Source organism: Agrobacterium sp. (assembly GCF_032092815.1).
Taxonomy (GTDB): Bacteria; Pseudomonadota; Alphaproteobacteria; order Rhizobiales; family Rhizobiaceae; genus Agrobacterium.
The window spans coordinates 12204-23273 of the sequence record NZ_DAMDBP010000055.1 but is presented as its reverse complement, the minus strand read 5'-3'; the positions used below and the strand labels follow the sequence as shown (position 1 = coordinate 23273).

11 protein-coding genes are annotated in these 11070 nt (G+C 56.5%); 1 reads left to right on the top strand and 10 read right to left on the bottom strand.

Annotated features, from left to right (window positions below):
* Positions 1-697 precede the first annotated feature (697 nt).
* The 9 genes from dusA to blh all read right to left on the bottom strand — a co-directional run bounded on the left by dusA (position 698) and on the right by blh (position 7440).
* Positions 698-1708, bottom strand: a complete 1011-nt coding sequence (dusA, locus tag RT613_RS21495; RefSeq protein WP_313618420.1) for a tRNA dihydrouridine(20/20a) synthase DusA — start codon at positions 1706-1708, stop codon at positions 698-700.
* A 344-nt stretch (positions 1709-2052) separates the two neighbouring features.
* A complete protein-coding gene (locus RT613_RS21490; RefSeq protein WP_313618419.1) occupies positions 2053-2220 on the bottom strand; it encodes a hypothetical protein in 168 nt (55 codons plus the stop codon).
* A 226-nt stretch (positions 2221-2446) separates the two neighbouring features.
* A complete protein-coding gene (locus RT613_RS21485) occupies positions 2447-2722 on the bottom strand; it encodes a BON domain-containing protein (RefSeq protein ID WP_313618418.1) in 276 nt (91 codons plus the stop codon).
* Positions 2723-3132: 410 nt separating this feature from the next.
* The gene (locus tag RT613_RS21480) at positions 3133-4056 is read right to left on the bottom strand and encodes an agmatinase (protein WP_313618417.1); all 924 of its coding nucleotides are present in this window, start codon (positions 4054-4056) and stop codon (positions 3133-3135) included.
* Between the two features lie 133 nt (positions 4057-4189).
* Positions 4190-4972, bottom strand: coding sequence for a sulfite exporter TauE/SafE family protein (locus RT613_RS21475; RefSeq protein WP_313618416.1), 783 nt, complete (start codon positions 4970-4972; stop codon positions 4190-4192).
* The gene (locus RT613_RS21470) at positions 4969-5400 is read right to left on the bottom strand and encodes a YeeE/YedE family protein (RefSeq protein ID WP_313618415.1); all 432 of its coding nucleotides are present in this window, start codon (positions 5398-5400) and stop codon (positions 4969-4971) included. The genes RT613_RS21475 and RT613_RS21470 overlap by 4 nt, the downstream gene beginning before the upstream one ends.
* Positions 5397-5807, bottom strand: coding sequence for a YeeE/YedE family protein (locus RT613_RS21465; protein WP_313618414.1), 411 nt, complete (start codon positions 5805-5807; stop codon positions 5397-5399). Before RT613_RS21465 ends, RT613_RS21470 begins: the two co-directional genes overlap by 4 nt.
* Positions 5804-6151: a sulfite-sensing transcriptional repressor BigR gene (gene bigR / locus RT613_RS21460; RefSeq protein ID WP_313618413.1), complete on the bottom strand. Its 348-nt coding sequence runs from the start codon at positions 6149-6151 to the stop codon at positions 5804-5806. Before bigR ends, RT613_RS21465 begins: the two co-directional genes overlap by 4 nt.
* Positions 6142-7440: a bifunctional sulfur transferase/dioxygenase Blh gene (gene blh / locus RT613_RS21455; RefSeq protein WP_313618412.1), complete on the bottom strand. Its 1299-nt coding sequence runs from the start codon at positions 7438-7440 to the stop codon at positions 6142-6144. The genes bigR and blh overlap by 10 nt, the downstream gene beginning before the upstream one ends.
* 156 nt (positions 7441-7596) lie before the next feature.
* Between blh and RT613_RS21450 the strand changes: the two genes are divergently transcribed.
* Complete coding sequence (locus tag RT613_RS21450; protein WP_313618411.1) at positions 7597-8388, top strand: GNAT family N-acetyltransferase; 792 nt, start codon at positions 7597-7599, stop codon at positions 8386-8388.
* Between the two features lie 193 nt (positions 8389-8581).
* Here RT613_RS21450 and RT613_RS21445 read toward each other — a convergent pair whose 3' ends face one another.
* Entirely contained in the window at positions 8582-10612 is a 2031-nt protein-coding gene (locus tag RT613_RS21445) for a P-loop NTPase fold protein (RefSeq protein WP_313618410.1), read from the bottom strand.
* Between the last annotated feature and the right edge of the window lie 458 nt (positions 10613-11070).

Sequence of the window (11070 nt, the reverse complement as noted above, 5' to 3'; positions counted from 1 at the left end):
ACACAGGATGCCTGTGACATCCCTCGGGTCATACCCGAGGACGAGGCATGAGGAGAGTTTGTTGGATCGTCAGTGTAAAACAATGCACCAACCATTTCCTCCACGTCATCCTCGCCCTTGTGGCGAGGATCTAACCACGCCAGCCGCGTAATTGGCGTTTGACGAGATGTGATTGGATTCTCGGGACAAGCCCGAGAATGACGTCGAAGGTGGGCGTCGCACTGAGGTTCCGGGTTGCCCCTTGCATGAACCCCTCACCTGAAAAATCTATCACTTAGCACGCTAAGGTGATGATTTTTCTTCCTCTCCCACAGGGGTAGAGGTAGGGGCGCAAGTGGCACCCACATCCTTCCTCTGTAGCAACTGTATTTGCTGACGGTGTCCCAACCTCCCTCATTCCCGCGCTTGTTGCGGGAATCTAGTCATCCCCAGTCCTGGGGATGGAAAGAAGCCTTTCGCCGCGCCGACGCGCGGCACTGGATGCCTGTGACATCCCTCGGGTCATACCCGAGGACGAGGCATGAGGAGAGTTTGTTGGATCGTCAGTGTAAAACAATGCACCAACCATTTCCTCCACGTCATCCTCGCCCTTGTGGCGAGGATCTAATCACGCCAACCGCATTAGCTTCGTTTGGCGAGATGGGGTCAGATTCAAGTCGCTGTCTCAGTGTTGCGCGCTACGGCGACCCCTACAACCTTAGCCAGCAGCCTTCAGCGACGTCGCCTCAAAATCGATGGCAGCGAAGGCAGCTTCGATAATCTCTGGCCCGGCTCCCGGTTTGGTGGCATCCGACGACAGGATCTGGCGGAAGCGGCGTGCGCCGGCAAAACCCTGAAACAGGCCAACCATGTGGCGGGTGACGTGGTTCAAGCGACCGCCCGTCGCGATATAATCAGCGGCGTAGGCCATCATGGTCTGGCAAAGCTGCTGCCAATCGACCTCTTGGGATGGCGCGCCATAAACCACATGATCGACATCGCCAAGAATATTGGTGTTGTGGTAGGCCGCGCGGCCTAGCATCACACCATCGACGTGTTCGAGATGCGTCTTGGCCTGTTCCAGATCAGAAATGCCGCCATTGATGCCGATGAATGTGCCGGGATTGGCCGCCTTCATGGCATAGACCAGATCATAATCCAGCGGCGGAATTTCACGGTTTTCCTTTGGCGACAGGCCCTGTAGCCAGGCCTTGCGGGCATGCACCCAAATGGCATCGGCACCGGCATCGATCATGCGGGTGATAAAATCCGGCAGCACATCTTCCGGGTTCTGGTCATCCACGCCAATGCGGCACTTTACCGTCACGGCAAGATCGGTGGCCGCCTTCATGGCGGATACGCAACGGGCAACCGTTTCCGGTTCACGCATCAGGCAGGCGCCGAATGTGCCGGATTGCACCCGGTCAGACGGGCAACCGACATTGATGTTGATCTCGTTGTAGTTGTAATCCAGCGCGATCCTGGTCGCCTCGGCCAGTTTTTCCGGCACGGAGCCGCCCAGCTGCAGGGCAACGGGGTTTTCCGCATCGTGGTGGCTGAGCAGCTTATCCTGCCGTCCGTGGATGATTGCGTCAGCGACAATCATCTCGGTAAACAGCAAGGCATGGCTGGAAAGCTGCCGATGCAGGAACCTGCAATGACGGTCAGTCCAATCGATCATAGGGGCAACGGCGAAGATTTTTTCGCGGTTAATGTACTGATTTTTCATTATTTTCCAAAATCGTGCCAAAGCGCGGACCTGTGCCGCGCCGCCATGTTTGGCCACTGTCTAACACAACAGGACCTTTGAATCCATGTTAAGGCTCAGGCTTGTGCATGGCGCGGTAATGGAATGGCGGATTGAGCGACCAGTTGGGGCAAATCGGAAAAGATGTCAAAAAAAGTCAGCTCCACCTTAAATTGGGTGTTGCGTTTAAAATGTGACCGCTGGTAGAAGGCGTTCCATATTCTGACAATTTTCGAAAGTACATTTTTTCAACACCATCTGCCCCGGCCTTTCCAGGTCGGGGTTTTTGCTTTCAGCATGTTTTGTGTGCGGGCTTTTGTGGAGCATCAAAAGCTGCGCAGCGATTGCGACAAAGCCGTGCTGAACAGGGTGTTGGCGTAAAAGCCCGATGACAGGATGATGGCAAAGGCAGCAAGTGCCGGACCCCAGACGCGCAGCACCGTTGCGGTCCATGACTTGGACAGAGAACAGGCTGCATCGAACATCGATTTCATGGCTGCCATACCTGGATTACGTGGGGTCTGGCAGTTCAACCCATGGATGCTCAAAAGGTTCCGATTTTTTGAATTTTTCGCGCCATGCGCGCTGTCATCGCAGATGTCTTCTGCATTGAGATGCGCGACATGCTTGCGACGCGCGAACTGGCCGTTGGCTTGCGCCCGACGCAGGTTGCGGATGCCGGCCGATGCCGGCACCTAGGTGACGTTCGACCGCGTCAGATCAGGAGGCCAACAGAGGCTCGTGCTGTACGCGGAAGATGATCTTGTCGGCACCGGCGATGTCGCTTGCAACATTCAGTGCCCGGAAAAGGTCAACGCGGTTTTCGACCGTGCCGGTCAACACGATGCAACCACCCTCGACTTCAACGACAATATTGGTGCCGGAAAAATTGGGAAGATAATGCAGTTCTTCCTCAATGGCCGCGGAGCGGGCTGACAGACTGCCGCCAGAGCCAAAGCTGAAGGCATTGGTATCATGAAGTGTGCTCAAAAACATCGCGTGGCTCCAATTCAAAGATGAACGTCAGATGAATGAACTGTTATCCTACATTCATGTTCCGTTCAGAATCTTAAAAAAATGCCGGTTTTACGCAAATGTGAACGGACTGTTACAAAGCCGGAGCGCGGTAATAACGCGCGACTTCGCTGCCTGTTGCAGCGAGTGCGGTGTTTTCCACGCGGACCACCTGTTTTTGCTGGATTTTTTCAAGGTGCGGATAAGGCCTGTGCCACGCTCACGCCTTTGCCTGTCATCACGGAACATTTCGTTGTGACGGCGCAAATGCGGCTTAATGTGTGGGGTGGATTGCGGCATTTGCCGCCAAGACCGTTCATTTTCGGGTCGAGGATTAACGAATCTCTCTGCGCTTTGCCGCACGCAACATCTGGCCCTGCGGCTGAATTTGGTCAGTTCTGACGGGCGATGACACCCATGGTGTTGACGAGAATACGTGCGGCGGTGAGCGCCGAAAGGCCGTCCACATCGGCCGGTGGATAAAACTCCACAAGGTCAAAACCCGCGATGCGGGCCTTTTTGCCGACACCTGAGATGAGATCGATGACCTGCGTATAGGTCAAGCCGCCCGGCGTGCGGGCCGCGACACCGGGCATGATGGCGGGATCGATGCTATCACAATCCAGTGACATGACCACCCGTGCGCCGTCCGGAATGTGTTGCAGCGCCGCTTCAACGCCTTGGTTATGCATGTCCCGCGCGGTGACAAAATGGCTGCCATAGGCAAGCGCGTCGTTCACGTCGCTCACCCGCGCGCTGCCAACACTGCGCAGGCCAACCTGCACCATGCCCGCCACCTCTGGCATTTCGCTGGCGCGACGCATGGGGCTGGAATAACCGTAACGTTCGCCCCTCACCTCGTCGCGACAGTCAATATGCGCGTCGATCTGCAACAGCCAGATTGGCCCCTGCCCGGCAAAAGCCGACAGGAACGGAATGGTGACAGAACAATCCCCGCCCAAAAGGATCGGCACGGCTGACATGGCAAGGATGTCACGCGTCTGGGCTTCGATGCTCACGCGGTTGCCTGAATTGTCGCGATGCGTGGTTTTGATGTTGCCGATATCGATGCAGGACACCGGCTTGCCCGCAAACAACGGCCCACCGAGATCAAAATCGAAATGGTCAATCAACGGCGCATCTTCCTGGGACGCGGCGCGGATGACATCAGCGGCCAGCGCATGACCGGTATCGTCACTGCCGGCATAGGCGCTGCCAAACCCGGCCCCAAACAGCACCATGCGCGGTGGCCTGCCACGAAGCGCTTCATCATCAGCACTGTTCGGAAGCGACAGAAATGTGGGTGAAACGTGCATATTGTTGCTCCAGACTGCAGTGCCACGCCCTGCCCGATGGTTTGCCCATCTGGCGGCGCGCAGCTTATGCCAGCAACCGGCACCAAAGAAAGAGGCGCATTTTTCCGGGCACGCACGGCCGCCAGCCCTGCCTTCAGCCCACCATCAAAACAGCCCGGTTGCGATAGAGAATATAGGTGGCCACGGCAAAGACCAGCGCGGCAAACAGCCGGTTGAGGATGTTCTTGTAGGCGCTGAGCCGCGTGGCGAGCACCATGCCAAGCAGGCCGCCGATAATGCCGCCACCGATGAATTCGCTGGCAAGCCACCAGTCCACCAGCCCGGAGCTGGCATAATTGAGCGCTGTTGCCAGACCGAACACCGCAACGGACAACAAGGAGGTGCCGATGCCGTTGATCATGGGCATGCCTGTGGCCAGCATGAGGCCCGGCACGATCAGGAACCCGCCGCCGATGCCGAAAAATCCGGAAGCGACGCCGGCCACAAAGGCCACGGCTGCTGTCACCAGGCACATTCTGAGATCAACCGGGCGGCACTGCGCCGTTACTGTTTTGCGCGGCCGCAGCATGAGAGCGCCAATGACCAGCATCAGGATGCCGAACAGGAAGATCAGCCGGTCTCCATCCATGGCCTTGCCAAGGCTTGAGCCGCCAATGGCACCAATGACACCCAGCACGGAAAACACGGCTGCGCAGCGCCACCAGACGTGGCCCTTGAGGGCATGGCTGGCAAAATTGGCAAAGGCATTGACCGATACGGCCAAGGCACCGGTGCCAATGGCGATGTGTGGCTGGGTGACGCCAACGACATAAAGCAGCAGCGGCGTGGCGAGAATGGAGCCGCCACCACCAAGCAGGCCGAGCATGAAACCGACGAGCCCGCCGGAACCGACCGCAGCAAGAACAGAATGGGTCACGGCTTTTTACTCCACAGCCGGTCATGCAGGGCCATGCCGGCCAGCATGGTGATGACGAACAGCACGGTTTGCGGAATGCCAACCGACAGGGACGCAACCGCCGGCCCCGGACAGAAACCGCCAATGCCCCAGCCAAGGCCAAACAGCGCCGAACCGATGAGCAGCGGCGCATCGATTCGCTGGTTGGCGGGCAGATGGAAACTGTCATCAAATGCCGGATGGCGCAGGCGTTTCATGACCTGCACGCCAATAAAGGCAACGAGGACAGCGCCACCGAGAACAAAAGCGAGGCTTGGGTCCCATGCCCCGAAAACATCCAGAAAACCCTGCACCCGTGCCGGGTTCAACATGCCCGACAGCGAAAGCCCGAAGCCGAAGGTAATGCCTGCGGCAAGGGCCGAAAGGATTTGAAACAGGTTGCGGCTCATAACCCGACACCTCGCAAAATTGCCACGGCAAGGATGCCGGCGCTGAGGAAGGTGGCAACGGCCACCATGGAGCGTGGCGACAGGCGGGCAAGCCCCAGAACGCCGTGGCCGCTAGTGCAGCCGGAGCCCATGCGCGAACCGAAACCGACCATCAGGCCTGCAAGGATGATCAGCGGCCAGCCGCTGGTGATCTGCACGGTTGGCCAGGTGCCGAAGGCCAGCAGATAAACAACTGGCCCGATGAGCAGCCCAAGCACAAAGGCCAGGTTTGTGGGAAGGCCAATGCCCTGAATGAGGCGCCCGACAATGCCGCTGATGCCAGCAATGCGGCCATTGAGCAGCAGCAGCATGACGGCGGATGCGCCAATCAGCATGCCGCCGAAAAGAGAGGGAAGATACTGGCTCATTTGCCTTGCTCCGCACAATATATGCCATAAAGAGCGCCCACCAGCTGGGCTGCCTTTTCACCCGTCAGCCGGTAAAAGATCTGTTTGCCCTCCCGCCGCGTGTCCACAATGCCGGATGAACGCAGCACGGTGAGATGCTGCGACAGGTGCGGCTGGTGGATATCGACCTTCTCTTCCAGTTCGCCAACCGAATATTCTGCCTCCACCAGCGTGCAGACAATCATCAGTCGCCCCGGATGGGACAGGGTTTTCAGGAGGTTGGCGACCTCTTCGGCCCGGGTGGCCATTTCGGCGGGGGAAAGCCCCGCCTTGATCATTGCCTTGAGATCCGTGTTCATTGCCATGCTGCTCCCTGTAATGCATCGAGCGGAAACTTGAGATAACGTTTGCCATTGGCCTCCGGCTCGGGAAGACGCCCGCCGCGAATATTGACCTGCAGCGCATGCAGGATGAGCTTGGGCATGGGCAATGTCTTGTCGCGTTTGGTACGCAGGTCCACAAAGGCCGCCTCACTGACACCTGCTATATGCGGGTTGGATGCCTTTTGTTGCGCCACCGTGCTTTCCCAGCGTGGTGCCCGGTCATCCGGCTGGTAATCATGCCCGGTGAAAATGCGTGTTTCATCCGGCAGGGCGAGAATTTCCTGGATCGACTGCCACAAGATGCCCGCGTCCCCGCCGGGAAAATCGGCGCGGGCCGTGCCGCTGTCCGGCATGAACAATGTGTCATGCACAAAGGCGGCATCACCAATGACGTACGTGACGGAGGCCAGCGTATGCCCCGGTGAAAACAGCACATGCGCATCGATGGAACCGAGCTTGAACCTGTCACCGCGTGCAAACAGCCGGTCCCACTGCGAACCATCCACGGCAAGTTCTGGCCAGTTGTAAATGCCTTTCCACAGGGCCTGCACCGCCACGACATGTTCGCCGATCGCCGTTTGCGCCCCGGTTTTTTCCTTCAGATACTGGGCGGCCGAGAAGTGATCCGCATGGGGGTGCGTGTCGAGAATCCACTCAACGGTCAGGTTGTTCTGACTGATATAGGCCAGGATCGCATCGGCATTGATGGTGGCTGTCTGGCCAGACTTTTCATCAAAATCCAGAACCGGATCGATGATGGCGCATTTGCCGGTTGCGGGGTCGGACACGACATATTGAACGCTCCAGGTGCGCTTGTCGAAAAAGCCTTTGACCTGCGGTTTTTGGGCGCCGTGTTTTTGCAGCCAGGCGGCAGCAAGGCCGGTGTCAAACCCACGGCTGCGGCCAAACTCCGCCACCGCATCCGCCGCCATGCGGCCATCCAGAACCTCGCCGATCAGATAAAGGCTGAGCGCGCGCTTGCCGCTTTGGCAATGGGCAAGAACCGGACCGTCCGCCGCATCCAAAGCGTGTTGAAAGGCCCGCACATCCGCCTCGGTGATGTTGTCTGGCTTCACCGGAATGAAGGAATAGGACAGGCCGGCGGCCTTTGCCGCCTGCGCCTCGGCACGGGTGCCGGGCTGGGCTGCATCTTCGCTGTCTGGCCGGTTGTTGATAAGCGCCTTGAAACCCTTGCCGCTCAGCGCGCGGATTTCATCAATGCCCGGCTGCGGCGCGACGGACAGCTTCTCGGAAACGACGACAATGGACATGGGGCACTCCATTTTGGATGATTAATATACAATATAATATAATGTATTTTGTCTGGTCGTCAAGATGGGCAGGCACACGGATTGGCGGACTTGCGCGGCAGGCCCATTCGCCGGTAAAATGCCGGTGCAAATGCCTTCTGGAGGATGGAGGTATGGATGGGCGGATATTTCGGCACAGATAAGCAGCGACGCCTGCAAGCGCAGGCCGAAGAGGCTGCGGATTTCATTGCGCGCACGGCAGGCGCCTGTCAGGCCGGGCGCACCATGGGCTGCGACGACCCCAAGCTGTTTGGCTGGCAAACGATTGCCGAGATTATGGCGCGCGATGGTGTGTGCGGTTTCAGGATGATCGACACCGCCGATGTGCCGGAGATCAAGGCCGAGCTGGCGGCGCGTGGCTGCCGCTTTGACACCTGGGATGTGTTTGTGGGCGAAGGCGAAACGGCACTGGCCGCCTCACGCCGCATAACCGCTGCGCCATGGCCGGAGGGTCTTTCGCTCTGGCCAACACCAGACGATGGCGAGGACCAGCAAATTCGCGACACACAGGGCCTGATGGCCAGCGCCGGGCTGGTGCCTTTTTCCGGTTCGATGCTGGCGGGCAAGTTTGCCCCCGCAGTCACGGTGACGCTGGGGGATGCCTTTGGAATTGTGGCGGCGGCGCATGCCTATATGCCACATAATGCTTTCAGCCGTTTTCACGCCTATGCCTGGGGCGGTTTGGTGGCGGTGCGGCCAACCCACCGCGGACAGGGGCTGGGCAAGCTGGTGAATGCGCTGATGATTGAACAGCTGTTTGGCGCCCTGCCCGCCAGCCATGTTTATGAACTGGTTTCCGCCAGCAACACCGCCTCAAGACGCATGGTGGAGGCCTGCGGCCTGCGCCACGCCCCCGAGCTGACCTGCGGCATTGCCACAGCACAGAAAAACGACCGCTTCACGGCTTGATGCGGGGGATGTGCCTGCTGACGGTGGGCGGTTGACCGCAGACAGGAAAGCCGTGGCCAATTGCTGCCAACCCCTACCCCAAACAGCATCATGCGCGGCGCCACACCACCCAGCGCATCATCATCAGCACTTCTACAGTAAAGCGGCTGTTGACATCATATTTCGTCGGCCACATTTTGAAATTGCCCCTTCGCTACTTCGATATCTTTCTGCGTGCGCGCTTCGGTTTTCGTGGTGATGCATCCGACCCGCCGCTTGGCGTCGATTGGATCATGGCCGACGCGTCCAACTGAACCGGATCTTGGGCAGAGGCGACGATGGGAGATGCCGTATCGGCAGAGTCAGATATGCCCAAAAATTCTGCAGTGCGTTCCATTCGAAGCCGTGCCAGCCCCTTTTGTTTACACGCTCGCGCTAGTATCTCCTTATGGACTTTCGGATACCACGTATTTTCCGCTGACAGGCCGGGATAATGGCTTAGCACCTTTTGCCGTTCTTTCAGTGCCTTTCCGATCCAATACCAACCCTGTTTTGGAGATTTTAACCAGGCATCCACAAATGCTGCCGGATCGACGTGTGCGAAGATCGGGATATCCTGATATTCTAAATTCTCGTTGCGGCTGTAGCAAACCATGCCAAAGAATTTCTGCCCATCCGTTTTCACCACTTCCAGCAATGCCGGGACTTTGCCGGGGAGAGTGTCCGCGAGGGCATTTATACGCGCTTGGACGAGATATTCGACAACATTATTGAAATTAGCTCGATAGGAATCGACGACCCAATACCTAACGCCGCCGAATGAGTCCTTGAAATCGTCCGTCCACAACCAGCCCACTTTTCGAGGTGGCAACCGCTTTGCCGCCAAGAGATCATCAATGTATTGCTTTGCATCATCGGCGATTTGCTTTGAAGTGCCCGCAACAACGCCACGAGATGCCATCATCATCTTCAGTGACACAATGTGCAGAAATTCACCTGAATCTGTGACCTCACGCTTGTCGAATTGCTCGTTCATCAGCGCCAGTGCAGGATCCACCTCCTCGTCATCCAGCATGTCGAAGCTGCTGACGATTTGCCACGGGCGCGCAGCCTGCTTTTCAAGAAAATAGGCACTGTTGTTCAGTGACGTGCGTATATGATTCTCCGTAAAGCGACCATCGAACAACATTTCCGCCAATACGTCATCGCTCAGCAATGTGCTTGCAATATCAATTGATGTGTATTTTTGCGATGCATCATATAGCCCGCATTTGGGTGGCTCTTCTTTTTCTTTGCCGCCCATATCCATTCTTCGCGAGACGATCTTCTCTCTCCGTCTAAAGAGATCTTCTCGCTCGAGCTTATTTGTCCGCGTTTCAATAGCCAGAGCGGAATAGAGGCGCACCAATTCTACCATCGCTGTTTCGTTCTCGAAATAACGATCCTCAAGTGCATCGGCGAGACGACCAATATCCTCCACTACATGACGAAGGATACGTAGCGAAGAAGTACCAGATTCCTTGAATGTTGAAAGCACCTCTCGTCGGTGAGAGCCAAGCTTGTCCGGCTTTTCCGAATCCATAAACAATGCAACAAACTCCGAGAAAGCGGCATCGACGTTCGGTTCTACGTGAAGAGTTTGTCCGAAGATCTTCTCCTTCGATTCCGAGAAGGTCTCAACGACTTTATTGTCATGTGCAATTACAATCACTCTGCATCCGTGGTGTTCCACATAGCGATTAATCATTCCGAGCAGGACTGGGTTTTCGACTGTGCATCGCTCGAGGTCATCCAAGATCAAAGGACGTGAACTGTCGATCTCATTCTTGATGAAGTGACCGGTAAGAAGACTTGCCAGCCCCCCTGTCGCTAGTGCTCCAACTACCGGGATTTGGATTGATGTGCTGTCTATTTTCTCGGCAAAGCGTTTTAAGGCTGAGTTGGTTGGGAACATCTTGCTAAAAATCTGAGTCTCAATCTCGCTGGGTGAGTTGAGGCCGAAGAGACTGACGTAGTGGGCATGTGTATCTGGAAGCGCGCGCCGGACCTGATGGGTCTTGCCGGTTCCCCAATCACCGGTCACCAGTACAGCATAGCTAGGCTTAATACGGCCGACATAATAAGCCAGATACTTCTCAAGATGGCTTTGCGGTTCGATTGCTAGCGAAACTATAGGTGTGGGTTCCTCCTGCTTTATAGAGGTTCCCTTTGTAAACCTTTTCAACTTAAGTAAATTCTTTATCATATCGCCAGCCGCACATTTTCAACCAATGAGTGTTCGATAGCAAAACCTTCCCTCATTCTGCAAGTTCGCATTCGATCATGACGTCATCTGAGAAGTCATTGACAAAATCACATCTGTATCACGCTGCCAGCGCTTCCCCTATTTGGAATTGTTGAATGTGCTCGTTCAGAGGTGCGACGGAACGATCCCTCGCTGAGGATCCACGAATAAATATCAACCTACAAGGCCAGCGTTTTTGACTGCCACCTGACATACTCAGTCTACGATTTCATCTGGCGCTATTTCTAAGCAAAACCAAAACCAATATCGGCGCTCATGCACTAGGTCCCAACATCGCAGGTAACTTGGTGTTCTGCTGCATGATGTAAGTTCCGTGATTAACTCCCCCCCCCAAAAAAAAACACACCCATTGCCGCCGGTGTAAAACCCTGTATTCATTGCCGTTAGGGAGATGGGGA